Source organism: Rhizobium sp. 16-488-2b (assembly GCF_017741815.1).
Lineage (GTDB): Bacteria > Pseudomonadota > Alphaproteobacteria > Rhizobiales > Rhizobiaceae > Rhizobium.
Genome location: NZ_JAGHMF010000014.1, coordinates 258,310 through 282,190 on the forward strand (window position 1 = coordinate 258,310; position 23,881 = coordinate 282,190).

General features: G+C 59.9%; 26 protein-coding genes and 1 pseudogene. 2 read left to right on the plus strand and 25 right to left on the minus strand.

The genetic code is table 11. The annotated features are described in order from the left end of the window. Window positions 1-19: 19 nt before the first annotated feature. Window positions 20-304, plus strand: a complete 285-nt coding sequence (locus J5286_RS14510) for a hypothetical protein (protein ID WP_209190943.1) — start codon at window positions 20-22, stop codon at window positions 302-304. Between the two features lie 108 nt (window positions 305-412). Here J5286_RS14510 and J5286_RS14515 read toward each other — a convergent pair whose 3' ends face one another. From J5286_RS14515 to J5286_RS14550, 8 genes are read right to left on the minus strand one after another with little or no spacing between them, the layout of a single operon-like run. Continuing rightward, entirely contained in the window at window positions 413-910 is a 498-nt protein-coding gene (locus tag J5286_RS14515; protein WP_209190944.1) for a DUF7338 family protein, read from the minus strand. Window positions 911-922: 12 nt separating this feature from the next. Continuing rightward, entirely contained in the window at window positions 923-1,243 is a 321-nt protein-coding gene (locus tag J5286_RS14520) for a hypothetical protein (RefSeq protein WP_245206028.1), read from the minus strand. 29 nt (window positions 1,244-1,272) lie between these two features. Further along, window positions 1,273-2,346 (minus strand): hypothetical protein, encoded by a 1,074-nt coding sequence (locus tag J5286_RS14525; RefSeq protein WP_209190948.1) that lies wholly within the window; start codon window positions 2,344-2,346, stop codon window positions 1,273-1,275. Beyond that, window positions 2,343-6,020: a host specificity factor TipJ family phage tail protein gene (locus J5286_RS14530; RefSeq protein ID WP_209190950.1), complete on the minus strand. Its 3,678-nt coding sequence runs from the start codon at window positions 6,018-6,020 to the stop codon at window positions 2,343-2,345. The genes J5286_RS14525 and J5286_RS14530 overlap by 4 nt, the downstream gene beginning before the upstream one ends. Before the next feature lie 15 nt (window positions 6,021-6,035). Next, on the minus strand, window positions 6,036-6,449 hold the full coding sequence (locus J5286_RS14535; RefSeq protein WP_245206037.1) for a C40 family peptidase: 414 nt from the start codon (window positions 6,447-6,449) through the stop codon (window positions 6,036-6,038). Continuing rightward, window positions 6,449-6,952 carry a DUF1833 family protein gene (locus J5286_RS14540; protein WP_209190952.1) on the minus strand — a complete coding sequence of 168 codons (504 nt, stop codon included), beginning with the start codon at window positions 6,950-6,952 and terminating at the stop codon, window positions 6,449-6,451. Before J5286_RS14540 ends, J5286_RS14535 begins: the two co-directional genes overlap by 1 nt. Continuing rightward, window positions 6,949-7,299, minus strand: coding sequence for a hypothetical protein (locus J5286_RS14545; RefSeq protein ID WP_209190954.1), 351 nt, complete (start codon window positions 7,297-7,299; stop codon window positions 6,949-6,951). Before J5286_RS14545 ends, J5286_RS14540 begins: the two co-directional genes overlap by 4 nt. Beyond that, window positions 7,296-10,496, minus strand: coding sequence for a phage tail length tape measure family protein (locus J5286_RS14550; protein ID WP_209190956.1), 3,201 nt, complete (start codon window positions 10,494-10,496; stop codon window positions 7,296-7,298). The genes J5286_RS14545 and J5286_RS14550 overlap by 4 nt, the downstream gene beginning before the upstream one ends. 56 nt (window positions 10,497-10,552) lie before the next feature. Here J5286_RS14550 and J5286_RS14555 point away from each other — a divergent pair, with 56 nt between their 5' ends. Next, window positions 10,553-10,843: a hypothetical protein gene (locus tag J5286_RS14555; protein WP_209190958.1), complete on the plus strand. Its 291-nt coding sequence runs from the start codon at window positions 10,553-10,555 to the stop codon at window positions 10,841-10,843. A 194-nt stretch (window positions 10,844-11,037) separates the two neighbouring features. Here J5286_RS14555 and J5286_RS14560 read toward each other — a convergent pair. The 17 genes and pseudogenes from J5286_RS14560 to J5286_RS14640 form a co-directional block, all read right to left on the minus strand. Then, window positions 11,038-11,217, minus strand: a pseudogene (locus J5286_RS14560) (phage tail assembly chaperone); the annotation flags it as partial. Between the two features lie 26 nt (window positions 11,218-11,243). Continuing rightward, entirely contained in the window at window positions 11,244-11,600 is a 357-nt protein-coding gene (locus tag J5286_RS14565; RefSeq protein WP_209190960.1) for a hypothetical protein, read from the minus strand. Window positions 11,601-11,603: 3 nt separating this feature from the next. Continuing rightward, the gene (locus J5286_RS14570; protein WP_209190962.1) at window positions 11,604-12,035 is read right to left on the minus strand and encodes a phage tail tube protein; all 432 of its coding nucleotides are present in this window, start codon (window positions 12,033-12,035) and stop codon (window positions 11,604-11,606) included. Between the two features lie 54 nt (window positions 12,036-12,089). After that, window positions 12,090-12,500: a DUF3168 domain-containing protein gene (locus J5286_RS14575; RefSeq protein ID WP_209190965.1), complete on the minus strand. Its 411-nt coding sequence runs from the start codon at window positions 12,498-12,500 to the stop codon at window positions 12,090-12,092. A gap of 3 nt (window positions 12,501-12,503) precedes the next feature. Next, window positions 12,504-12,995 (minus strand): HK97 gp10 family phage protein, encoded by a 492-nt coding sequence (locus J5286_RS14580; protein ID WP_209190966.1) that lies wholly within the window; start codon window positions 12,993-12,995, stop codon window positions 12,504-12,506. Continuing rightward, complete coding sequence (locus tag J5286_RS14585; protein WP_209190968.1) at window positions 12,995-13,348, minus strand: head-tail adaptor protein; 354 nt, start codon at window positions 13,346-13,348, stop codon at window positions 12,995-12,997. The genes J5286_RS14580 and J5286_RS14585 overlap by 1 nt, the downstream gene beginning before the upstream one ends. 180 nt (window positions 13,349-13,528) lie before the next feature. After that, window positions 13,529-13,939: a hypothetical protein gene (locus J5286_RS14590; protein WP_209190970.1), complete on the minus strand. Its 411-nt coding sequence runs from the start codon at window positions 13,937-13,939 to the stop codon at window positions 13,529-13,531. 19 nt (window positions 13,940-13,958) lie between these two features. After that, window positions 13,959-14,480: a head-tail connector protein gene (locus tag J5286_RS14595; protein WP_209190972.1), complete on the minus strand. Its 522-nt coding sequence runs from the start codon at window positions 14,478-14,480 to the stop codon at window positions 13,959-13,961. Next, window positions 14,446-14,673, minus strand: a complete 228-nt coding sequence (locus J5286_RS14600) for a hypothetical protein (RefSeq protein ID WP_209190974.1) — start codon at window positions 14,671-14,673, stop codon at window positions 14,446-14,448. Before J5286_RS14600 ends, J5286_RS14595 begins: the two co-directional genes overlap by 35 nt. Before the next feature lie 49 nt (window positions 14,674-14,722). Beyond that, a complete protein-coding gene (locus J5286_RS14605) occupies window positions 14,723-16,003 on the minus strand; it encodes a phage major capsid protein (RefSeq protein WP_209190976.1) in 1,281 nt (426 codons plus the stop codon). Between the two features lie 76 nt (window positions 16,004-16,079). Further along, window positions 16,080-16,688, minus strand: coding sequence for an HK97 family phage prohead protease (locus J5286_RS14610; RefSeq protein WP_209190978.1), 609 nt, complete (start codon window positions 16,686-16,688; stop codon window positions 16,080-16,082). Then, entirely contained in the window at window positions 16,685-17,950 is a 1,266-nt protein-coding gene (locus J5286_RS14615) for a phage portal protein (RefSeq protein ID WP_209190980.1), read from the minus strand. Before J5286_RS14615 ends, J5286_RS14610 begins: the two co-directional genes overlap by 4 nt. Continuing rightward, the gene (locus J5286_RS14620) at window positions 17,950-19,938 is read right to left on the minus strand and encodes a terminase large subunit (protein WP_209190982.1); all 1,989 of its coding nucleotides are present in this window, start codon (window positions 19,936-19,938) and stop codon (window positions 17,950-17,952) included. The genes J5286_RS14615 and J5286_RS14620 overlap by 1 nt, the downstream gene beginning before the upstream one ends. Next, window positions 19,895-20,188 carry a hypothetical protein gene (locus J5286_RS14625; protein WP_245206039.1) on the minus strand — a complete coding sequence of 98 codons (294 nt, stop codon included), beginning with the start codon at window positions 20,186-20,188 and terminating at the stop codon, window positions 19,895-19,897. Before J5286_RS14625 ends, J5286_RS14620 begins: the two co-directional genes overlap by 44 nt. Before the next feature lie 502 nt (window positions 20,189-20,690). Next, window positions 20,691-21,086: a group I intron-associated PD-(D/E)XK endonuclease gene (locus J5286_RS14630; protein WP_209190986.1), complete on the minus strand. Its 396-nt coding sequence runs from the start codon at window positions 21,084-21,086 to the stop codon at window positions 20,691-20,693. A gap of 588 nt (window positions 21,087-21,674) precedes the next feature. Continuing rightward, entirely contained in the window at window positions 21,675-22,784 is a 1,110-nt protein-coding gene (locus J5286_RS14635; protein ID WP_209190987.1) for a hypothetical protein, read from the minus strand. 398 nt (window positions 22,785-23,182) lie between these two features. Continuing rightward, window positions 23,183-23,680 (minus strand): VRR-NUC domain-containing protein, encoded by a 498-nt coding sequence (locus tag J5286_RS14640; RefSeq protein WP_209190989.1) that lies wholly within the window; start codon window positions 23,678-23,680, stop codon window positions 23,183-23,185. Window positions 23,681-23,881 lie beyond the last annotated feature (201 nt).

The following is a 23,881-nucleotide window of genomic DNA, read 5'->3' on the forward strand; positions in this document are numbered from 1 at the left end:
CTGTGGAGAAAGGAATCACATGCCAAAGCTGGATGTTGCTCACGTGCGCGAGCAGGGTCAGGACATGATCATTGTCCCTCTGGACGACAACTTCGACATGAAGTCGCCGGCGCAGCAAAATGCGGCTGTCGCTCAGATCAAAGTCGCCGCGCGAAGCGCAGGTCTTCGCGGGGAAGTCGTTGTGGTTTGGGAGGGTGGATCAGGTCGGATGATGTTTATCGCGCCAAAGCCATGGCATCCGTTCTTCCGCTCCGCATCGCTAGGATGGGTTATGCAGAACGTGAACCGGTCCCTTAGCTGGTAATTACTCTAGAGCCGCCATGTTGGCGGCTAGCAATCTCCGGATCTGAGGCGATAGTTCTTCGCGGGTGCGGCTGACGCCGCGCACATAATCAGTCACGTCGGGCTCCGTTTAAAAGGGTTTCGATTTGAGCTGATGGCGGCCGGCGATCGGCGTGTACTTCCAGCCAAGCCAGCGCGTCTTGTGGCGGTAGCCGAAGATCCGGAAGCCGGATTTCAGACGGATCACCGTCCAGTAGGAGACCGGTGGATAGGACTCGCCGCTCTCGAGGATGATGGTCGATCCATCGGCGGAAAAGCCGAGCGGGCCCGCCACGAAGGCGTAGGCCGGATTACGGCAGATCCACGAAACCCGCTGCCACCAGAGTTTCCACCCGGTCGCAGCGGGATCGTAACCGTCCTTCCCCTGTTCGATCCCACCATCAAGGCTGGCGTCGTGCGTGTAAAACCAGCCAAGCCAGAGAACCTGATTGCTGCCGGTCGCTATGGAAATGCCTGCAATGACCGGTGACAGCGCGTAGGAGGCGAGCGTCATCAGCCATGCGATAGGAACGAGCAAGGGATAGACCGCGACCGATTCGGGCGCGAGCCGAAGGATAAGCCAGAACATGTGATTGATCCTTTACGGCCAGACGATCTCGGGCAGCTCGAGGAGGAAGTCGGCGACCGTCGGCTGAGGACGAACGCCACCCTGAACCTTCGCAAGCTCCGAATAGGCGTACTGCCAGACGTTATCGCGCCAGGCGACAAACACCTGCGCCTGTGAGGCCCAAGGTTCGACGGTTGAAGCCACATAGGAGGCCATCGTCACGCCGTCGTTGAACTGCCTGGAACGAGCCGTCTCATCGACCATCGCTTGGATGGCAGTTTGATAGTCTTCGACCCGAAGAACGTTGAGCGCCGCCCGCTCCGCCTCGAACGCAGCTATCTCTTCTGCGGTCATTTGAACCGCTTCGTTTCCAACCATTTTGATCATATAAGCGACCCTTCGATTTTCAGGTTGTACGTGAATGTTCCGGAGCTAGGCAGGAGGCGGAATGCGTTGCGCGCCGTGGCCTGGTTCCTTCTCCCAAAGACGTGAGAGAGATAGATATTGGCTGGATCCTGCCCGCCCCCTCGGCAGAGAACCTGCATATATTCTGCGGTGTTAAACCGGCTGACTAGAACGTCAACATTTCCCCCGTCGTTTGCGTTTGGGTTCGACGAAGCGACAATCTGTAGACCTGGCGCGTTCGCCGCAACGCCGCCATTCGTGGTGGATGAGGAAACGAAGTATTGGTATGTATAGTCGCTCACACCGCCGTCATAGTTGCTTCCGTTATTGGTGCTGGTCTGCATGGTAATCGCAACCCCAGACGCCGAGGCATACATCGTCCCGGTAATGCGGAAACGTGCGTAAGCCCCAAGGTTCGTGAGCGCGAAGGAAGAAGCACCCGCCCCACTAAACACACCACCCTGCACCGGCTCCCACACCACCGGCTTAACCTTCAGGAAGAAGTTCGAGCCATCACAGATGATCTGCGCGATCGAACCGTTTGGGATGACCCATGTAGCGAGCCCGTTGATCGTCTCGGTCCCGTTGGGATCGATCGTAACGGGACCGCCATCCGTAACGACTTCCAGCAGCCACCCGTTGCCTAGGGACCCCGCAGCTGCAAGGGCCAAAGTGGCTGCAGCTGTGAAGCGGATCGTGGCACCAGCATCGGCGGCGACAGCCGTATAACCTGCGTTTTTTGAAGCGAAGACAGATTTTGGCGCCTTTGCGGCGAGGGCATCGTCGGACAACGATGCTCCGAACGTCAACTTTCCTGTCGCGACGTCCAGCGTTGAAATCAGGGTGTCGTTCGTGCCGTCATAAAGATAGCGCTTCAGCTTTCCAGCTGTCGCATTCGACAGCCACTCTGTACCCGCCTCCGCGTATGGGGGTCGCGACGAGCCGCTATGCGAACTTAGAAGAGCGTCGAGGCTCTCGTCTACCCTCTGAGAATACAGGGTAGGCCCGACCGGGCCATTCAGTGGCACACTCCAGCTTGCTGCTTGGCTCATTGTACGATTCCATAACCTTTTGCGACGAAGTCGAGCGTGCGGGAGATGTTCCCGCCCGCGGCGTTCTTGAATGCGATGGTGAATCCGGCCTCGGTCTTGCCGGTGATGGTGTAGTAATCGCCGGTCGCCAGCCCTTGCGCGGCGATCGAGATGCCTTGCAGGTGCTTGAAGGCGGGCGAGAACGGAACGGCGAGGCCTCCGCTCGGGATGACGATGTCATTGCCGGCAATGACGCGATCCGGCATGTCCACCGTCACGACTATGCTTTCGACGACCGGTGTGACGTCGGCCTGCTTGCTTTCCAGCACCGCGCGGAAACGGTACGCCCTGCCCGAAAGGTCACCTGCGATGAATGGCATCCAGTCTGACCACACCGGCGAGAGCGCCGGATTATCATCCGTCACCGAAACCAGCATACGGACATCCCAAAGGCTTCCGACGCCGCCAAAGAAGTCCTCGCGAGCGAAGATGTCAGGCAAGGCGAAGACGTCATCGCTTGACCACTCGCCGAAAGCGTTGATCTGCGCCGACACCCGCGAGGTGTAGACATCACCGAGATCGATGACGTCTTCGAAGTCGTACGTTCCGGAGGCCAAATAGCCGCCCTCGGACAGGAAGAAGTCGGCAACCTCGAAGAAGTCCGTCCGGGCGAACACATCGCCCATGACATCGAGGCGGAGCGCCGTACCGTCGAAGTAAACATCGGTCTTGACGCCCGCGAACGGAGCATTTTCCTCGCGCTCCTCAACCGCGTTGAAAGCGGTCAGCCCGTCGATCGTACTCACGATGATCGCTGGATTCCGAGACTGGAGGCCCGAATAGCTGATCGCCTTGACCAGATAGACGCCCTTCAGCGGCGGAACCTGCGCCTGCGCGGTCGTGACGATGGAGCGCAGCACCAGGGCGGATTGCCATGTCACCAGCGCCGACGCGACGGGCGAATAGCGCAGCTCGTAATGCGATATCCCCGTTTCCGGCGGTATTGCATCCCATTGCAGCGTCGCAAGGTCGCCTGTGACGTTGATCACGAAGCCGGTGACATCGGCCGGCTCGGTGGCGAAGATCGCCGCGTTGACGACATCCGTCAGCCAGCCCGAGAGCTGGCCGTTGGTGAATATCGCACGGACGCGGAAATCATAGGCGCCGGCTGGCATGTCGCGGATTTCCGTCCGTGGAGACGATGGCGATTCACCGGCCACCCAAAGACCAGTGCCTTTGGATGCGTACTGGACGATGTAACTCTGCACCCGCCCGACGCTTGGAGCCTGCCACGACAGCGCGAGGGCTGACGTCGGCGGCGATGTGCTCCAAATGCTCTCTGTGTAGGAGAGGCCAGTCGGAGCGTAAGCCCGATAATCCACTAACGGCGGGATGCCAGTCTCGAACGGCGGGATATCACCCTTGTCGGCCAACAGGATGCCAGGCGCGTCATCGACCAGCTCGATCTTTGCAGACAAATCAGACTGCGCCGTGATGCCCTTGACGCGAAGGACAACACTCTCGAGACCGTTCTCACCGAACAGCGCAAGGTCGCCTCGCATCGGAAGCGCCCCAGAGCCGACAAGCGTGAACGTTTTGAAGTCACCGTCGATCCCGGCGACCTGCCTGACCACGCTAGAACCGTCCTCAAGACGGAAGCGGATCGAATAGGTCTTGCCACTCTCCATCGGGAACGTGTCATCGATGACGACTGTGTCCGGCGATGAACTGACATACGAGACGCGCCCCGCGCCGAGACCCCAGAGGACCGTGTCGTGGTTGACGCGAACACGGTCACCGCGCGTGCAGACGAGGTTCTCGAAGTCGGTTGAGAGCGAGTAGGATTCGCGCTGCAAACGGAGCTGGGCCAGATGGTACCGGCCATGCTTCCAGATCAGATCTTTGTCGACAACGCCTGGGAAATCGAGGCCTTCGAATTTGGTGGCGTTGGCTTCTGTATAGCCATCGTCATAGACGACGCGCTCGTCGTTCAGGTATCCGTTCGCCTTGTTGATGAAGGAGACGCGGAAGCCGTGCGGCAGATCAGCATATGCTCGGGTGGATGAGAACTCCCATGAATTGCGAGGCGTAAAGTGCTGAACAATCGGGCTGTCTTCGACATCCCACACCACACCCCACTTGCCATCACGAAGTGAAACTGCAGCCCTGCCCGCTGCTGCGATCTGCTGCAGCTGGTCGAACACCGACTGCTGGCTAGTGGCGACGATATCGAAGGTGAACCCCTTAGAGGCGCAGTAGTTGTGCCACTCTTGGATGCCAGCTAGATCGATCAATGCATCCGCTACCGGGCGGGCGTTCGCGTTGCCCTGAAGGACATGACGAAAATGGTCGGCCGGGTTGCTGGTGATTTGGTTGCTCACCCACGACGAGCCGCTCCACGCGCGGATGCGGGGCTTCGCAATCAGGTTCAGCTTGTCAACGACACCAGATAGCTCGTTCGTCGCCTTGATCCGCATCGCGATGACGGAAAGCGGCTTACTGAAGTTGATAGCGGGAACCTGCCGGCGGCCACGGAGAGCGGAGAAGTAGACCGCCTCGGAAACCTGATCGTCGACGAACGGATTGTCAGGCGTCGACTTCCTCACGCGAACGTCATACTTCCCCGACGGGACCGACCAGGCCACAGTACGGCGAACCGCCTGTGTGGAATTAGCCGTCAGAGAGACGGATCCACCAGACACCCAAACACCGGAGTCGGCGACGGCATACTGAACCTCAACGCCGACGGTGTAATTGACCTTCTCACCGTTCGAGCTGCGAAGCTGATAGACACCGTTCGGAAAGGCGATGTCGACCGAGATCTCCTGCACCTTGTCCGCAGTGGTGCGGGTCGTCCAGCTGTCGGCGAACTCCATGAGAACGGAGACGTCTTCTTCGTAGACCGGCTGCGTGTAGAGCGTCGGCGGCGTGGCGATGTGATCTTCGATCACCTCCATCGTGACGCCATCGAACTTGCTGATAGGCGTCTCACCAATCTTGATGTCGGACATCGAGACCGGGCCATAGCCAACGCAGAAGAGCATCCGGAGATACTGGTCGTCACCAATGATCTCGGTGTACGGGCCGGCCGCATAGGGTGGCGAAATACGATGTGTACCAAAGATCGTGGGAACGGCGCCGTACTGCGTAGCCTCGTTCTGCGCCCCGCCGATCGAATAGAGCGTCTTGGTGTTATCGACCTGATTGACCGGCTTGGGCGGCGGGAACAGCGCGTTCACGATCATCGAGCCAGCCATGGACAGGCCAGCGCCGATGAGACCGGTAGCCACGCTGAATGCGGTCGTGCCGGCAGCGAAGAACGCACCAGCGATGTACGGCGCGACGACGGCCGCCACGAGCGCAACGATCGCGCCGAGGATCTTGCCGATAGCCTTGCCTCGCGGCACGGCAACGATATTGACGGTCACGCCAGACTTGGCGCGGAGGCGCGACCAGTTGGCGCGCGGAATCTTGTGGCCATTCAGCGAGACGACCAGCGCTGACTTCTCTGGATGGAGGCCGGCGTGCGCAGCGCACTTCTCGATCATCTCGCCGACGGTCAGGCCGGCCGGTACGCGGAAATGCTTCTTGTCCTGACGGAATGGCGACGGGCGGATATAGACATCGACCAGATCGGCAGGCGCAATGATCTCTCCGACGTGGCTGTGCGCCACGACACTCCGTGCAATCTGCATGTGGGAACCGCCTGTTTACGCCGGCGGCGAACCGTCGGTCTTCAATCTGAAATATCCGGCGATGCGAGATCGCAGCCGTATGTCGTCTAGCCGCACCACGACTGAGGGCTCTGGGCCCTCGCTGTGCAGCATCTTGCCAGCGCCAAGGAAAACACCGACGTGGGTGTTGAATCGCCCTGCCCGCAGCAGGACACCATCGCCTGGCTGCGGATCATCGACCTGATCCCATAGTCGCTCGATCTCCACGTCGATGAGCGGGCCGATATCCTTGCGATGGAACTCGCGTTCCTGCATCTCGCTCGAATAGGAAGGAATCGGCGTGCCGAGCTCGTCTCGGTAGTAGAGGAACAGCAGCCCCCAGCAGTCCGCGCCAGCGTAGTCACGACCGTGGGGCACATAGGGAATGCCAACAAACCTTTGCAGCGACATCAGAACAGTCCCGGAAATGCGCCTGGCGTGAAAAGCCCGGCAGGATAAGGCTCGCTGATGAGCGCGTCAGCGACCAACGTCGCCGAGATCGAACCTTCGTTGATGGTCACGTCTCCCAACTGCAAGGCCGGCATGACGAGTTCGACCTGGTTCAAATCTGAAGCCAGAACGATCTCGACCAGCACATCGGCAGGCGTCGATATTGAGCGCAACAGCGCGACCAGCGATCGGTCGGTGTTGTCCATAGTCAGGATAACCCGTGGCGGGCTATCACTCTTGTCGTCCGGAAGAGTGAACTCGAACGGCAAGTATAGATGCTGGTTGCCACGGCTCGTCGTGCCATAGATGAGTGGATCCGCCGAGAGGCGCTCAGTGGCGTCGCTCGATAGGTAGATCGGCTCAGGGATTTCCTCGTGTGTCACCGTGAGGAGGCAGACGACGACTTCGTCCGTCTCCTGCGCGTTGGCCGCCGAGATGAAGTTCGATGAGACTGTCCGGCTCACGGTAGCACCTCGAGCGTAATCGCCACCTGCCAGAGGTTGGCATCGAGCGTCGCCTTAGGCGGTTCTTTAAACCGCACCAGCAGGTTCGGGCCGCCAAGCCGGTCTGGGAACCAGAAGGCCTTGGCGCCGTCGCTAACGTCTTCCGACCGAAACCGCAGGAACGCGCGATACTGGTCATAGGTCATGACCATCGTGCCGGTCTGATCCCAGACGTTCGCGGTAGTGCGTCGTCGGGCCTTTGCGGGCCCGATCGACACTTCGGAATAGATGACGTTATCAGGCAGCGTTTCCTGATATGACGCCACGGTGAACCGCTTAGGCAGGCTGTCTGGCCAGATTGCTGTCATCGTCTAGCTAGTCCTGTTTTCAAGCCGAACTGCGACTGTACGGCGCCGCGAGACCGCGAGCCGGGCTGGTTCATCTTGTCGGCAACCATGTCGTCGATGACCACGTCGATAGCCTGGCCGGATGACGTCTTGCGCTTGGTCTGGGAGACCTGCGAGCCGTTCTTGTTGATCACGTTGATCTCGACGTCACCACGGCCAAAGCCGCCAGATGGGGCGAGAGTTGGCGCGACAATGCCGCCCTTCGCGAGGTGAGCGACTGAGCCGGAGTTGATCGCCTCAAGCAGCCGGCGGTTCTTTCTCGTCGACGCTGCGTTGACGACGAACTCGCCATTCGACAACATCGCGGGGATGCTGTCGCTGGTCGGCCCGCCCTCGCCCGATACGTGGCCACCGTCCGCAAGCCCGAGGAATGCGCCGAACGTGGTGTTCGGCTTCCACGACGGGCTGAATAGCGACGACCAGTTGAACCCGCTGGCAGCACCGGCGAGCTGACCCCAGCCACCACCGCTTCCGGCAGAACTCAGGCTGTTGCCAAGCTGGCCAAGACCCGAGCCGAACTGACCAAGTCCTTGCGTCGCGGTCCCGGCCGTCTCCGCCACCTTGCCTAGCGACGAAGCCGCATCAGTTGCCCGGCGGGCTTGGACGTCCATCGCATCGACCCAGCTCTTGCCAACACCGTTGCTGAGGTTGCCCGAAAGCATCTCAAGCTGCTGCTGACCACCAACAAGGCGGGTAGCGCCGGTAGCGAAACCGACATGGCCGCCGGACTGGCTTGCGCCGAGACCGCGGCTCTGCACGAGCACGTCACCCTTGAGGATCTGGCTCGGGTCAATCTTCGTTCCCCAATTCAGGAACGAATTGGCCACGTTCGAGCCGCTTCCGCTGACGCCTACTTGCTCCAGCGAGGAGTTGACGAAGGCGGCACACCAAGCTGTTTGAGCCGCATTCAGATCAACGCCGCCCTGCTTTAGGAAGGAATTGATCGATGATGCATTGCTTGTCTCGTTCTGGCCGAGGAGCGAGAATGCTTTGTCGACCGCGCCGCTTGCAGTGGACGTCACAGCGGTGCTGGTCGTTGTTGCCTTGCCGCTCCCGCCACCGAAAAGGCTGCCAATGAGACCGCCGAGGCCGCCGCCATTGCTGGCCGCAGCTTTGCCCGATCCACTGTCGAGAAACGCGTTGATGATCTGATCGAAGAGCTTGTCCCAGATCTTCGCGACCTGGTTCATGAGCGCATTCTCGATCGAGTCCGCGAACGCTTTCCCGATGTCGCCGCCATTGTTCAGCAGCGAGGTCCGGAAATCCGTCGCGAAATCCTTCAGATCACTGCGAAGTTCATCAGTCCGCAGCGACCGCCTAATCTGGCCCGCCTCTGCGCTTCCAAGATCCTCCGGCAGGCCATATTGGCGCTGCATCGTGATGATCTGTTGGTCTTCCTTGGAAAGCGAGTTGAAGCGCTGCTGCTGCAAAAGATCCTGTGACAGCTTAGCCTTTGCCAGCGTCTCGGAATACTGCTTGTAGAGCTCGACCTTCTTCTCGATCTCCTTGCGCTGGGCCTCAGAGAGCGAGCGCCCTTTGTCCTCGGACTGCTGCATGAGGTCCAAGGCGAAGCGCGCGGCGTCAGCCTCGACGCCATACTTGCCGAGCAGTTCGATTTCCTGCTGCACCTGGCCGATGCGGTCGCTAGCCGACTTGATCAGGTCGCGATAGGCATTTGCCGCCTTGGTTGCGGCAGTCTCGGCCTTGGCAATCTCCTTATCGGGCTCCTCGCCGAGCTGGATCGGCTTAGCGGTCGGCGTCGGAACGGGAACCGGCACACCGTTACCGGTGTCTATTGTTGGGTTCCTATTGTCTTCCTGCTGCTTCATGTACCGATCGATTTCATTCGGATCGGTTATGAGCTTGCCGTTGTCGGAGAACACCGGGCCAAGCGTCCCTAGTGTCGGAAGCTTGCTCTTGGCGAAATTCTCGTTGAACAGAGGGCCGTTTTTCAGCCTAGTGGCTGCATCAGCCACGCCGTTTACGGAAGTTGCGAGGCCGTCGAACGTCTTCGCGAACTCAGCAATTGCAGGAACGCCAGTTTGGATCGCAAGGTCGGCAAGCGCCTTCTGCACGGTGCGTGCCTGCTCAGCAGTCGCTGTGCCGTCGGCAATTCCCTTCGTCAGATCATTGAACGACTTTTGAAGCGCGTTAATCGCCTCGGCGTCGCCACCGGCGGCCTCAATCTGTGATCGAACATCAACGAAGGCGACTTTGACATCACCAACCGTCTTGCGGAGGTCAGACCACTGCTGATTGGCTGCCGCTGCGGCCGCGTCCTTCTGCTCTTTCGTATCAAGCAGCTTTTGACGCTCGTCGGCGTATTTCTTGAGCTCAGGAAGCGCATCACCCCATTTCGAGGCGACTGTCTGGATAAGCTCTGCCTCTTTCTTGAGGGCTTCTTCTGACTGTTCACCACCGGAGGCGACAGACGAAAAATACTGTATCGCGGCAGCGCTTCCGGCGACCAGCGCTATGGTGGCAAGTGATATCGGGCTTACCAAAGAGCCGAACGCTGCTGCCAGTCCTGCGACCGCGCTTTTGCCGTTTCCGAACGTCGATAGGACGGACGAAAGCTGCGTACCCTGCTGCAGCGCAATCTGCAGGGGGCTCATCCCCATAGCAGACGTTACAGCGATGTCCTGAAACTGCGCCGCAATGTTGGCGGTCTGGTATGAGCCGCTCCCGCCAGCGCTACGTTGCGCCGGAGTTGCCGCCAGCGCAGCGTTGCGCCCCTTAATTGCAGCCGTCGAAGCGAGAGCAGCCTGCCGCTCCTTGCTGATTGCAGCTGCCATCTCGCTAGCCGAGATCGCTCCGATCGCATGGGCGCGCCGGATGTCCGTGACGGCCTGCTTGTAATTGTTGATGGTCGCGAACAGCGGCGAGTAACGAGCACGAAGGCGCTCAAGCTCCTTGCCCTGATCGGCCAGTGCGCCGGTCCACTCCTTCGAGACCTTCGCGCCGATACCGACCACGCCGTTGATACGCGACTGGAGAGCGGAGACAGATCCATCGATCTTGGATCCGGCAGCCGCATACTTTCGAGCGATCTGGTCGGCCGATGCGCCGACATCAACCGCGAACTTCGCCAAGCCGCGCTGAGCGGCGGACATGTCCGAGCTGACGGTAAAGACTAGATTATTGTCGTTGTCAGCCATCAGCACTTCGCCTTAAAATAGAAAAGCCCGCGTGGTGGCGGGCTAAGGGAGAAAATATGCTCAAGAGCGTGCTACGCCGTTACAAGGATGACGGGCAGATCTTGCTCGGCGATCGCGAGATCGATGTGACCTATGAGATCACGGTGACTGGAAACTCCAACATCCGCAGAGCCGATGGCTTTCTTGTCGGACTGGAGATCGTCGACTTTCTCGATATGCTGGAATCGCAGACTGAACAGCGCCTGAGGTTAAAAAGCGGGGATGTGGTGGAGTTCGTATTCCTAGGCGGACAACTACAAGCACCGGCCCGCATCGCCGTGAACACGCCTATGCCTGGCATCGATTAGCCACAGCCACCACGTTCTGGTGGGCGTCCCTGACAAACAATCGACCGGGACGCGCCCTTTGCAGCGCGCTGCCATCACGTAGGATCAGGGGTTCGGTCGGAATTTCCTCCGCCTCGACCCAATTGTGGACTTCCGCTAGACGGCGGAACTCTGCCATTCCAACAACAGGTGCGCCGTCTAGTTTAGTCATCGGATCATCCATACTTCGCCATGAGCTCAGCCATCTCGGTGGCCGTCGGACCACCCTCATGCTTCTGCTCTGGCTCTTGTGCTTCGTTGTGGCCGTTGATGGCCGCAAAGAACTCAGTGAGGGTCGCTTCCCAGAAGTCGGCCGGCCGCCATTTCAGGCCGCCGGTCCCGATCCGCAGCCACTCCCGCCACGGGAACGGCTCCTCTTTCTTTACGCCGCCTCGTCGACGGCTTCCGCGTTTCCCTCGTCACCCTCGAAGTGATGCGAGAGGACGGCGGAGAACGCCTCAGCGCAGGCCGGGAAGTGTTTCAGCTTGATCTTGGTGATCGCCTCGAGTGCATTGCCCTTGACGGTCAGCAGCTCAATAGCAGCGAGCGTCGCAGCCGCCTCAACCCCCGACAGACGCAGGAACAGGTCATTCATGGACTTGCACTGCAGGCGGGTCGACACAGCCGACAGGCGGCCGATCTCGGCCGCCAGAACTAGCGGGACGTCCGCGACCCAAAGCGCCGTTTCACCGCGCGCTTCGTTCACAGCCAGCGGAAATACCTTCTCCTCTTTAGCCATGGATTATGCCTCCGCCGTGAATACGAGCGCAGCAGCCGCTTCGAAGGTCGCGCTGAACTGCAGGTCATTCTCCATGTCGCCGCTCGCCTGGAAGCTCGTGACGAAGTACGGGCCGGCGAACGTTCCCAGGCCGGGCACGATGACCTGCGCGTTGAAGACGGTCGCATTGATGACGTTAGTCATGAACGCCTTCATTGCAGCGCTGGACACGAACGTGCCGGAACCCTGGAAGGTTCGGCTGACGATGCCCGGGCGGCCGGTCTTCTGCACCGGTCCACCGGGATTGGTGCAGCTCGGCTTGGTGGTATCAACCGAATTGGCGGAAAGATCGAAGCTTCGATCCTTCAGGCCGCACAGGTTGCTGAATACTTCGGGATCAGCGCCATCGCCCACCTTGATGAGTAGGGTTCTGCCGAGCTGTTCGCCATCTGCCATAGTGACTCCTTTGCCGACGAGGCGGCCTATCTTTGTGTTTGTGTGTTGATGGCGCTAAGCGAACGGCTTGCGCACCGATGCCACGAAGTCGATCACTGCGTGACTGGTCAGCCCGTCAGCGTCGCGGAACGTCCGCGTCTGACGATGCATGAGTGAAATCAGATGATTGGTCGGAAGCGTTAACGGCGCCAGATGAAGGCTTTCCGCTACGGCTTCCGCGATCCTCTTCGCCTCTGGGTAGCCGACCGCAGTCGACCATCCATGAAGGGTAAGGTAGACTTTGCCACCACTGATGCATGTCGCATCGTTGCGCAGCGTCTGCGCCTCTCCTATGGCCACGTATGGATACGTGACTGGATTCGGCGGCTGATCGTAAACGCGCCCACCGACAAGCGCCGTCAAGGCAGCGTCAGCCTTCAGGCGCGCGACAATCGCGCCTTGTAGTTCAAGCTCTGCTGCAGCCATTGACTATATCCGATTGAATTCGCGAATTGCTTTTGCGATAGCGGCGCGTTTGATCTTCACCGCCGTTGCCTTGAAGCTGCGCCATGTCGGGTAGATGTGCGGCTGGGCCGCTGTGCCAGGATGCAGGTTTCCCTTGCCCTCAGAGAACGCCGATCTGCCCTTCACCGTGCCGCCACCTGCCGCAGTGTTGTGCGGCGCCGTACCCCACTCCAAAAAGCGCCAGATGTAAGGCGCGAACAGCCCGGCCGCATCTTTGTCTTTGGTCGGGTTGTCACTGAAATCCAGAGCGCCGGGGTGATGCTTCACGAAGTCGCCGTGGATCGCCTCTGCATACTCGAGTGTCGCGCCACGCGGAGCAACTTCCCTGATCTTGTCGGCGACCTCTTCGGCAATCCGATAGTTGGCGTCCGCCGCATAGACCAAGGCGTTCGGGACGAACGCTCTCAGGTTTCTGGTAAGCTCTGCCCTGCCCGAGATTTTCGCTTTCAGCGCCATCAGGTCGCCACTCCCTGCGTTGCCATCATATCGATGTAAGCATTGCGCTCGTCGACGTTGGCCGCTGACGTGATGTTGAAGATCCGCGATGGATTGCGCGCATCGACCGCTCGCCATGCAGTGGTGACGGCTCTGGCCGCCACGCAGCTGCGGATACTGATGATGTAGGGCTGAACTCCAGCCAATCGCGAGGCGATGACGGGTTCGCTGCCCTTCAAGGGCGTGAGGCGGGCTGCGGTGGTGAACTGAGTACGCCACTCCGTCTGCTCGTTGCCGTATTCATCGGGCGACGTGATCTTGACTTGAAAGTCGATCTTCTCGCGCATCGCGCCTGCGCCGGTTGGCTTTGCCATCAGAACCTGCCTTTCGGCCGCTGGCATGGCGTTGCTACGCCCGCCTCGGTGGCCGCGTCAGCGCAAGCCCGTGTCACCGAATAGCGACCATCCTTGAGCGGGCCGCCATCTGGCTTGAAAACCACGTTTACGGCAGGCGTCGCTTCCCAGCAGTAGCTCGACGTAAACTTGATCCACATGTTACAGCGCTACGCCTGCGGACTGGATCTTAACGGCGAGAACGCTCGTCGACTTGGCGATACCAAGGAAGCACGTGTAATCGCCGGTTGTCAGGTCAGCGACTGGCACGATCGAGCCGGGCGCCCCGCCGAGGTAGTAGCCAACTCCCTTGGTGAGAGTGGCGCCGATTGTCAGGTCGCCATCCTTGAGGACGGCAACCGGCTGATTGGCCGCGGCACCATTGAGCGCGATACCCTTGGCGACGCGAGCTTCTGCAGTAGGCGAATTCGTGTCTGCCAGCATCCAGCGGTTTGTCGTCGACGACAGATACACGGTCTGGCCCGCTGTGATTGCCTCACCAGCAGTGCCTGAATCGCGCGTGGCATTGGCGCCGGCGACGACATTCGCCGGCGTGATAGAGATTGCTGCCATGATGGTTCCTTATGAGGCGCTATCCGCGCCGGAAGTTCGACAGAAGAGCGTCGAAGGCCGACCAGCCATCCTCGGCCGCGTTCTCGCGCACCTCGTATGCGTCGGCGATGTGGAGAAGAATAGCGTGCTTTACCGCTGGAGGAGCCGCCTCATAGCCGGCAACCGCGGTCAGCGTGATCCGTGATCCGCTCTGGATAACCGGCCACTGCTTGCCGTATGCCAAAACTATTGAAGGCTCCAGCCCTTCAAGGCGAGGCTCATAAACAGAAGCATCGACCGTCTGGCTGGCGCCAGCAGTGTCGACATACTCGATGCTGACGACCGAATTCACGGGTGCGACGGGCAGACGCGCCATATCGCTCCAGCAGTCGCATTTGATCTCTACCTTCCGCTCAGCGAAAAGCACATTGCAGTACTTCTCGGCGTGGTCTCTGGCCGATGAGATCAGCAGCTCGATGTCGTTATCGTCGTCGTTAAACCCGATGCGAAGCCGACGCTTCGCCTCATCAAGACTGACCGGCTCCGTCGACGCCGGATCCATCACTTTCGCTGGATACCACATCGGTCGCCTTGCCTTTCTTGGTCTTTGCCGGAGCCGGCACTGCGGGCTCGGCGTCTACAGCGAAGCCAGCTGCCTTCAGGCGCTCCGCCTCGTCCGTGTCAAATTCGTGCTGGTCGCCAGGCGCCAAGTTAAACAGTGGGCCGGACAGTCCGGCTGTCATTTTCAAGAACATGTCGCCTCCCGAGGAGAAGGCGGGCCGGCCGAAGCCAGCCCGCTGATTGTTAAGCCTGCTTGAGGTGCTTGATCGCAGCGGTATCGCCGAGCTCACCGTCGAAGCGGATGTAGCCGGCAACGCCGAGGTTCGGCCAGAAGCGCTCGCGCAGTACGCCGATGACCGGAGAACCGACCTTGCGGACGAAGTACTTGCCGAAGTCACCGAACAGAACCGAGCGGTTGCCGGTGGCGATCGATGCGACTGCCTGGTTGATCGTGTAGCGATAGCTCAGCAGCGTGCCGGGCTGGCCCTTGGTGACGTCACCCATCTGCCAGAGGTAGTTGCCCTGACCGTCCTTCAGCTTGCGGATTGATGCAAGCGTCTGGTCGTTGAACATGAAGCCGACCTTCGGCGCCTGGCGGTAGGCGGGATCGACAGAGTGGACGAGATCGATGATTTCGTCAGACGCAATCGCCGTTGCCGAAACAGCGGTCTTGCCGAGGGTAGAAGCGGTTGCAACACCGTTGGGAGCGTTAGTTCCGGTACCGACGGTAAGCTGCAGGTTGGCAAGACGGCCCATGCGCTCGCCGAGCAGATCGCCAAGCAGCGCTTCCATATTGAAGATGCTGTCCTGCGCGAGCTCCATCGAGAACTTGATGAACTTCGTGTCGTAGACGTACGCCTCGAGCTGCTTCTGACCGAAGGTCGCATCAGCGGAACCGTCGTCGACGATGTCGGCGCCCTGAGTATGGGCGGTGGCCGTCCCAGACGTGTCATCGATCGTCGGGAGCTGGATAACGGCGCCGGTCGAGGTATTCAACTCGCCGGTCACGGCGGGATCGTACATCGGGCCCCATGCCTTCATCGACTTGATGAGGACTTCAGCAAGTTCAGTAGGAACAGTGTATCCGCCAGCCGCACCGGTGGCGGACGACTGTGCGCGCTTTTCGTCGAGGACCTGAACGCCTGCCTTCAGGACAGCGCGCTCTTCTGGCTCAAGAGCAGCAAGATCAGCGCCGGAGACGATGAACTTGTGGAATACGGAGCGGTAGGAGAGCTCGTTGCCGGCGTCGGAGCCGCTGCCGCGGTCTTCGGTACCTGCACCAGGACGGCGGTTTTCGCGATCCTTACGCGCACGCTCTTCGAAGCGAGCTTCGAGCGCGGCCTGACGCTCTTCGCGCTCGATGTTGCGCTCGACCTGGTCGAAGTCGGCCATGATCCGGTCATGACGAGATTCGAGCTCAGCGGAGCGGGCTTCATCGGTGTTGGACTGAATTTCGTTAAGTGCTTCGCGTGCCTGCGTGACGAGGCGGCCGCGCTTCTCCTGAAGCTCGGTAAGAGTTGCCATTCTGGTCTCCAAAAGATGTGGTGAGGTTAATGTTGGCAGGACGTCTTGTCCGGCCCTCCGGCGGGTAGCCGGGTGACTACGAGGCGCCCTGCCCGTCACCAGTTGGTGACCGGATGCCTCGAAACTTCTGTTCGCTCGCTGCACGACGTTCAGCTACTCGACGAGCGGCATTGCGGTGATCGGCCCGGGCAGCGTCGAGAGACCGCTTGGCAAGCGTCGTGTCCTCGTATGCCGGCCACGCAACAGCGGAGACCTCGATCAGCTCGAGTTTCTCGATGGTCCGTACCGGAATGGCGCCCGTCTCGTCCCAGGTCTCCTTGGTGACGCGAAAGCCGAAGGACATGCCACTGATGTCGCCGCGCTCGACGAGCACCCACAGATCGTTTCCGTCCGTGGTGTCTGGAACATCGATCTCAACGCGGAGACCAGTCCCATCCTCCTGCAAACGGAGCGTCCCGGCCTTTGTGCGACCAATCACGCGACCACGGTCATGGTCGATCAGAGCGCGAATGTCGCCGTCGATCGCCTCAGCGAAAGCGCCGGGTGCGATCTTCTCCTGAAAATAGCTGCCGATGTCAGCTAGGCGCTCGAACAGGGCGGCGTAACCCACAAGCGTACGCTTGTCGTCAGCCGCCCGATGCTCGACGCTACCAATATGACTGCGTTTCTCGATGTCTTTTGTCATGCGGCCTTGGCCCCGTCGTTGTTGTCATCGAGCGGAGGCCCGCCGTTATGACCAATATTCTGTGAGCCAAGCGGCACAGTCGCGCCCTGGATGTGAAGCTTCTCGGCTTCACCTCCCATCGCTGGAAGGTTCTCGAGTGCGCGAACCTCATCAGGTGTCCTGATGCCGTTCTGAATCGCCACGCCGTAGCCATCCATGCGGCTCTTGAAGTCACCGCGAAGAAGCCCGTCGAGATTGTGCTCCACGTACCGCCCAGCTGTGCCACGACCGAAGAACTTGAGATTGATCTCGTCTTCGAGCGCCTTGGCCCACTGTCCGATAAGGTGCTTCACGAGGTGCAAGTCTTGTTGCTCGGCGTTGCTGAACGTCGCCCGTGTCAGATCCTGCAGAAACACCGGCGGCAGCTGATAGGCACGCGAAATCTCTTCCACCTGGAAGCGTCGCGCCTCGATCATCTGCCCCTTGGCTGGATCGATACCGACCGGCGATAGCTTATAGCCGGCCGGGATTGGGAAGATCGGCTCGTCGGCATTCTTGGCCGCATCGACAGAGCGTTTGATGTCCGCCTGCGCGCGCTTCATTGCTTCGGCGCCTGCCGGCAGCGGGCCTTCCAGCGCCAGGGGCGGCACACCGCCGCCCGCGAAGAAGTTCGAGCCGTAGTCGTTCATGGCAATCGCGAGCTGGATTGCCTTCGATGCCTGCGCGATCGGGCCGTAGTGCTTCAGGCCGCAACTCCGACGCATGAAAGCAACGTCAATCACGTCGGCCGCGTCGTACGTTCTTCCCTCATACTCGTACGAGATCTTCAGGCCGACACGCTTCACCGTCGTCTTCGTCGGATCCATCGGCCACAGCGAGTCGATGCCCTGGGGCGTCCGTTCGATGTATGCCAGGCCGCGACCGTGGGTGAAAACTTGCTGCCAGAACCACTGCCAGAACGCAAAGGAGCCGCTGTTGTCGTTCGGCGCCTGATTGACCACGATTTCCAGCTTGCCGCTTATGCGCTTCGGGCCGGTCTTGCTGTCGCGATACGCGTGGCGCGGGATGGCGGCGAGCGTACGCGATAGAAAGGCGACAGCCGCCCACACAGCAGGCACAGACAGCGCCGTGTCGACCGTTACCGATGGCAGATTGGCGGAGTTCACGCCAAAGAACGCCATGAAGTTTTCTGCACTGACGGGAACCGTAGGATTCTCGATAGTTGCACGAGTTTCTGGCGATTTGGCCGCGTTTAGGCGACTGAACCAGTCTTTCAGGGCCATTATGCCGCCTCTCTGAGTGTAAATTCCGGGTCGTCCCACGGAGAAGCTACTGGCTTATGCTCCACGAACCCATCAACCGCCGCACCAACCGCCATTGCCGCAGCTACGGCCGGGTCAATACGGATCGTCGACTTCTTCTTGGAGAACCACTGATTGCCCATGAGGGGATCGGTTTCGATTGCGACACCCATGAGCGCGCCAAGCAACACCGGCGACTTCCGCAGCCGGATGCGCTCCTCAAGGATGAGAGTTTCCAGCGCGCTGACCGATCCCGGCATCCAGAGGCCCAGCGGAGGCTCTTGCCCAGCGTCCTTGGCCGCCTGCACCTTGGCTTCGTCAGGTTTTGCGCGCTTCTTGCCGCCCTGCGGATGGGCTACGGTTTTGATGTCAACGCCGTAGTCATCCAGTTCTTGCTCGAACTTATCAAATGCATAGCGGTCAAAAGCCAAAACGCTGATACCGTGCTCGGTGTTGAGGCGAGCGAATAGTGCAGCAACATGGTCGTACCGAATGCGGGCGCCTTCTGGCGCATTGATGTACCCCTGATCGAGCCAAAGGCGATACGGAACGTGATCCTGTTTCGATCGCTCGTCCATCGTGTCGCGAGGCGTCCAAGCCTCAATCCAGAGGTCGTAAGTCGGAAGATCCGCTTCTGTGCCGTCTTCACGCGTGATGCGCTTGGTGCCAGTCTCGACAGTGAAAGCTGCCGCCGTCAAATCCTTGGCGCCTGACAAGTCCAACCCCGCCGATGCGATCTTCTTGCCCTTGTGCTCGGTGTACGGATCAAAGTCCGCCATCACCTTCTCAAGGATAGGGCGTGGTATCCAAGCCGTATCGGCTTCCGTCCATACACAAAAATGCAGGCGGAGAATGCCGTTTCGCTTGGACGGAATGTCTTTCGCCTGATTGACGACGCCGGCAAGATAATCGTGCTTCAGCGTGACGCCGAAGAGCGGGTTAGCCTTCTGCCAGCAGGTCGGATCCGTAAACGGATCGTCATCCTTGTCGAGCGCGCAAACATACGAGAATGTCGTGTCGTCGATGACCTCGCCCACGTAGGTGAAGTCGTCGTCTGGCGTTTGCGTACCGGCCGCTACCTTCACGGCATGCTGGTGTTCATCCCAGCAAATGCTGTTGCGATCAGAACCGGAGTTCGTGATCATGAAGAGCAGAGGCTGTCGGCGAAACTTGAAGCCTCGCTCGAGCATCTCGATGACCTTGCCATCAGGATGCTCATGGATCTCGTCGCAAAGGGCGATGTACGGACGCGGGCCAGAGTGCGCACCCTCGCGAGAAATAGGCCGGAAGAACGACCGCTTTTTCAGATACGACAGGTTCCAGACCGGGTTGCCACCCGATGGCGTCAACTTCGACTTGAGTGCCGGCGACTGCTCATACATCGCGACCGCGTCTCGAAAGAGCACAAATGCCTGGTCTTTGTTGGCTGCCGCCGCGTAGATTTCCGCAGCCGCCTCGCCGTCCGAGGTCAGGCAGTAATGGCCGATGCCTGCCGCCAAGGGCGACTTTCCGTTGCCTTTTCCCTCTTCGATGTAGGCGCGTCGAAACCGTCGCAGGACCGCGCCGTCTGACTCGACGCGCTTCCAGCCGAAGATCGACCCGATCTTGAACTGCTGCGAAAGGTGAGGATGAAACGGCCGCCCCTCGAACTGACCGCCATTGAGGCGCAATACAGCAGGGAAAAACCGCAGAACACGGCTTGCCGCCTCAGGATCCCAATGGATCCCTCGCTTCGGCCCATTCAACCGATCATCGCGATGACGGCGGCAGGCGTTCCGCACATGCGGGCCCGCCACAATCTCTCCCTTGAGCACCTTCTCGGCATACTCGTCGACAGGTCCGATTGGGTATTTCGGGTCGAAATACGCTGGAAGATTGCTGACTTCCTTCTTCGCCTTGGGAACGCGCTTTTTCGGCACCGATACCTTAGTCGTTGAAGAACTCGTCGGCTGGGTCTTTGCTCTCGCCATCCGGTTTAGCTCCAGCCTTGCTGGCATCAGCCGGCGTCGCGCCCATCTGTCCGTAGCACTGGCGGAGAAGGTTCATGGCTTGAACGCCAACATCATCACCCTTCATCATCCTGCCGCGAATGTTCGCAGCGATCGCCAAGTGTCCACGATGGCTTGAATTCAGCCAGGGCACTTCAGATGAAATCTCTCTCCACGCCAATTTGCCGTGCTCAGTTAGCCATTCATGTGGCTCTCCGACGGTGTCGGACACAGCAGGCTCGGTGCGGTCTTCAAACTTTCTACGCCGGACAACTGCCTGCCCGGTAACCTCGGCTTTCGCCTTCGGTGTCCGCGGCCTCGCCATCGGCTACCCCCAACATTTGAATTGGAAAAATGCGCATGAATGCCCATGACCGGTTCCCAAGGGACGTGTTGCTTAAAGGCAACAATGCCCCCTCCCGGCCTAGATCGGCCATCCATCGGCGCCATATCGGACGACGGCCTTCCCATTGTCCTCCATCTGCCCTCGAGAGGCGTGACATGGCTTGCATGTCGAGACGAACGGGCCCGACCAGAAGATCTCCATGTTCCCGCGATGTGGAACGGCATGGTGGACTTCCGTTGCCTCGGTCACATCCTCGCGTTCCAGGCACCACTCACAGAGTGGATGGATGCTGAGCTGATACCTACGCAGGCCGCGCCATCGGGCCGTTCGATAGAGACGGCGATAGCGCTCGGCTTCCTCTGAGCGGGCATCGGATTTAGTTGGTTGACTAACACTCATACTGAGACGCCCAACGAACCGTCGGGGACTTTATCTTGGGCGCATCAACTCGTAGCGACACGTTCTTTTGGTTCGCCTCACCTACTGGGACGCGATAGACTTTGTCATTGTCTGGGCAATGCACCATGAACACGTCTGCTTCACCAGCGTAGGTCTTTTTCTCGAATGTGAAGCCGTTGTTACTGCATGACCAGAAGGTGATTACGCCATCTTTGAGTTTCGCCGTCTTGCATTGAATGCGCTCAAATGAGCCGTCGCGCTTGTGCACAACCATATCGTAGCGCTGGTTATCTCCGAACGGCAACAGCACAGCTTCGCCACGCCTTACCAGGTGAGCCAGCACAATCGCCTCAGTCGCATCGCCCTTTGTCTTTGTGTTCGTCAATTGGCGACCCCTTCAGTAACGAAAACAAAAGCGGCTGCTCGACCTCGCATCGCAAGGGAGCAGCCGCGTGATCGCCAGTCGCCGGAGGAGGCAGCGCCAGGCAATGGGGAGTGAATAAGCAGGCGGCGCCCATACGGTGTGCCTTTGGGTATCCGGGCTTACGCGTCCACGGCCGGTCCTGCGAATAGGTGCATCCAGCCACTGCTCGTCAGCAGCGCCCTCCTGTTGCTTCAGGATGTTGGGCATAGGCTCACATCAGCCACGGTACGAGACCCGGTGCGGATGCAGGCTCAGAGGACCAGGATGCTCATGTATGCCAGCAGGTAGGCTTGCTCATGCCGAAGCATGGCCGGGCATCGAACCCGTTGCACCTTTCCAAAGTGCCGTATTTTTGCTGGTCAATGATCGCCGCCAAGGTCCGGATATCGGCTCGACTTGGCAGGCTGTAGGTTTGAGGCGGGCCCGATCTAACTCGCGAGCTTCACGCGTCCGCGTTTGACGGCGCCTCAAATGGTAACGGCACCCGAAGGTGCCGTTGGGATCAATCCCTTCACTAAGATACGATGGGAACCGGTGGTTCACTGGACATCAGGCAGCGATTTTCTTTTCTTCCACTCCGAAATCGCCACGCGCTGTTTCATCAAGCTCGATCAGCTTGTCCAGCGCGCTGTCAATCAGCGCCGCCCCGCGCTTTGCGGCATAGGCCTGCGCGAGGCCCATCGCCAAGCCGATGTTCAAAGCTGTCGTATCGGTAATCGCCAAGTCCAGCACCTTCGCGTGGTCGCCGAGCCTATGACGCAGGTGGTCAACGTAGTCGGCCGTCTCAACGTGCCGAACGAAGTCCGGCTCCCTGCCTGCCGGCTTTGACGCAGTCGGTTTCGGCTGTTTCACGCCACCGATCCACTGCGGCCCTGGCACAATGGCGTCGGGGCACCGGACTGCCGATGACGGAAGCCGATCGAAGGGAACGCTACCATCGACGCCCATCTCCTCGAGGATCTTGCGCGCCTCTAAAACTTCCGACCTGACCGGATGCCCGTCGACCGGATGAGCTATGCAGGGTTTTTGATAGGGCTCAGCGTGAAGTGGCGAGATAGCACCCTTCAAGGCAAGGTATGACCAAACCTCGGCCTCTCTACGACCGGCTTTCACCTGGCCGCCCTTGACGCCACGACGGCGCTCGTCTGGCTGTAGCGGACGTCCTTTAGCGGTCACGCCCCACTGGCGCAGTTCGCCGTCGCGGAACGCAAGGCTGCCGATGCGAGCGTCAAGCGATCCGCTACGATTGGTGCTGTACGATACCTCGGGAGGCTCGGCATCGTCATACGTGTTGGCCATCTCTCCCGTGTGATCCCACCGCTCGCGGCCGGTAACCTTGCGGCCGACGGCTCCAAGCAGCTCGGCCTCTGAGGGTCTGATCTCGATGGCTACTTCCGGCTCATAGAGTTGGTCATCAGCCTCGACGACCGTGTCTCGAGGGAAGGACAGGTCACGCCAGTGGCGAAGCGCACGCAGCCGCACCTTGTCGCCTCGATAGGCTAGACGCTCAAGCGCGGGCCACGCCAGCACGTCGCCAGCGGGCTTGTTGTCGTTGGCTGCCTTTCGGACCTTGACCACCTTCGGCTTGGTAGCAACGGGTGCTGTGGTTTGTTCGGCCAACATTTCGGCCAACTTGGAAAAATCACGCGCTATGGTCATTCGTCAGCTCCATTTTGGCTTTGGGTCAGGGATTGCTCGGATTGCTTCGCTCCGTGGCGTTGGCTCATCATCGGGTCCCTCCATCAGGAGAGCAGCCTTCTCTCGTGCCAACCGGAAGGCGCCGAGCGCAGCTTCGTTGGCCGCACTCCTGGTCACCGATAGGCTCAACGCATAATCGCTGGCAGCCTTGGCTTTGTCTCGCTCCCGCTCCAACTCGGCGATACGACCCTGCAGTGTCTCGATCGTTCGATGCGCATCGATAAGGTGGCGGCGATAGTGTTCGCCTTGGAGACGCGGATCTCGTGGCGCCGTGCTGTCAGCAACCAGCGTGTATGCCGCTGCTTTTGCCTTCGCGCTCTCCCGACGCGCAGATTCTTCGGCGCTCTTTATCCGCCTGCTCACGCCGCGCTCGCCAGCTTTTCACCGGTGACGGTAGACAGCCAGACCCGAACCAGCGCTACCGCTTGGCTGGCCGCATCCGTCGTCGACACGGCCCGTAGCACCTCAACTGTGAAGCCCAGCCGGCGGAGATCTTCATGCCGCTTGACCTGCTCCGGTGTAAGGCGCCCCTTGCCGACCTTATTCTCGATCAGGAGCAGCCGGCCGCCGGTCACGTAGATGCGCAGATCTGGCTCGCCCGCAGTCATGCCTGTGGCGACAGCTTTGAAGCGCGCTTTTGGACCGCGGCGCTCCGCATTCATGTCGCCAGCCAGTAAGAACTCCTTGCCGTACTCCGGCATAGCGCGGAGCGCTCGTACCTGCGCCGCTTGCAGCTCCCATTCCTCCGGTGGCGCGTCGGTGACGGTCACCTTCGTGCCGGTCGACGATACGCGGGTGACGATGCGTACGCGTCTGCCAGACATACGGGTCGTCTGGGTGGATGTTTTTGATGCCATGTTGATCCTCCTTCTGGCATTTAAGGTTTTGATCAGAGAAACCCCAGTCCTGCTCCCGCGCGCGTAACTGCTCGGGAAAAATCGCTTCAAAAGTACCGCCGGGGGGTATACCCCACCCTAAACTGTACCCACTCTTACCTATATATATGATATTATTATGTTTTATACGATGAAGAGTGGGGTAAAGGGTGGGTGCAAGAC

Bases quoted from the DNA above. Each gene is read 5' to 3' on its own strand.
- J5286_RS14610 (WP_209190978.1), bottom strand. From the start codon at position 16,688: ATGACAAAAGACATCGAGAAACGCAGTCATATTGGTAGCGTCGAGCAT.
- J5286_RS14550 (WP_209190956.1), bottom strand. From the start codon at position 10,496: ATGGCTGACAACGACAATAATCTAGTCTTTACCGTCAGCTCGGACATG.
- J5286_RS14515 (WP_209190944.1), bottom strand. From the start codon at position 910: ATGTTCTGGCTTATCCTTCGGCTCGCGCCCGAATCGGTCGCGGTCTAT.
- J5286_RS14615 (WP_209190980.1), bottom strand. From the start codon at position 17,950: ATGGCCCTGAAAGACTGGTTCAGTCGCCTAAACGCGGCCAAATCGCCA.
- J5286_RS14580 (WP_209190966.1), bottom strand. From the start codon at position 12,995: ATGGCGCTGAAAGCGAAAATCTCGGGCAGGGCAGAGCTTACCAGAAAC.
- J5286_RS14590 (WP_209190970.1), bottom strand. From the start codon at position 13,939: ATGGCAGCAATCTCTATCACGCCGGCGAATGTCGTCGCCGGCGCCAAT.
- J5286_RS14555 (WP_209190958.1), top strand. From the start codon at position 10,553: ATGCTCAAGAGCGTGCTACGCCGTTACAAGGATGACGGGCAGATCTTG.
- J5286_RS14525 (WP_209190948.1), bottom strand. From the start codon at position 2,346: ATGAGCCAAGCAGCAAGCTGGAGTGTGCCACTGAATGGCCCGGTCGGG.
- J5286_RS14585 (WP_209190968.1), bottom strand. From the start codon at position 13,348: ATGGCAAAGCCAACCGGCGCAGGCGCGATGCGCGAGAAGATCGACTTT.
- J5286_RS14545 (WP_209190954.1), bottom strand. From the start codon at position 7,299: ATGACAGCAATCTGGCCAGACAGCCTGCCTAAGCGGTTCACCGTGGCG.
- J5286_RS14605 (WP_209190976.1), bottom strand. From the start codon at position 16,003: ATGGCAACTCTTACCGAGCTTCAGGAGAAGCGCGGCCGCCTCGTCACG.
- J5286_RS14620 (WP_209190982.1), bottom strand. From the start codon at position 19,938: ATGGCGAGAGCAAAGACCCAGCCGACGAGTTCTTCAACGACTAAGGTA.
- J5286_RS14510 (WP_209190943.1), top strand. From the start codon at position 20: ATGCCAAAGCTGGATGTTGCTCACGTGCGCGAGCAGGGTCAGGACATG.
- J5286_RS14565 (WP_209190960.1), bottom strand. From the start codon at position 11,600: ATGGCTAAAGAGGAGAAGGTATTTCCGCTGGCTGTGAACGAAGCGCGC.
- J5286_RS14635 (WP_209190987.1), bottom strand. From the start codon at position 22,784: ATGACCATAGCGCGTGATTTTTCCAAGTTGGCCGAAATGTTGGCCGAA.
- J5286_RS14570 (WP_209190962.1), bottom strand. From the start codon at position 12,035: ATGGCAGATGGCGAACAGCTCGGCAGAACCCTACTCATCAAGGTGGGC.
- J5286_RS14520 (WP_245206028.1), bottom strand. From the start codon at position 1,243: ATGACCGCAGAAGAGATAGCTGCGTTCGAGGCGGAGCGGGCGGCGCTC.
- J5286_RS14575 (WP_209190965.1), bottom strand. From the start codon at position 12,500: ATGGCTGCAGCAGAGCTTGAACTACAAGGCGCGATTGTCGCGCGCCTG.
- J5286_RS14600 (WP_209190974.1), bottom strand. From the start codon at position 14,673: ATGTTCTTGAAAATGACAGCCGGACTGTCCGGCCCACTGTTTAACTTG.
- J5286_RS14535 (WP_245206037.1), bottom strand. From the start codon at position 6,449: ATGTCGCTGCAAAGGTTTGTTGGCATTCCCTATGTGCCCCACGGTCGT.
- J5286_RS14595 (WP_209190972.1), bottom strand. From the start codon at position 14,480: ATGGATCCGGCGTCGACGGAGCCGGTCAGTCTTGATGAGGCGAAGCGT.
- J5286_RS14530 (WP_209190950.1), bottom strand. From the start codon at position 6,020: ATGCAGATTGCACGGAGTGTCGTGGCGCACAGCCACGTCGGAGAGATC.
- J5286_RS14640 (WP_209190989.1), bottom strand. From the start codon at position 23,680: ATGGCATCAAAAACATCCACCCAGACGACCCGTATGTCTGGCAGACGC.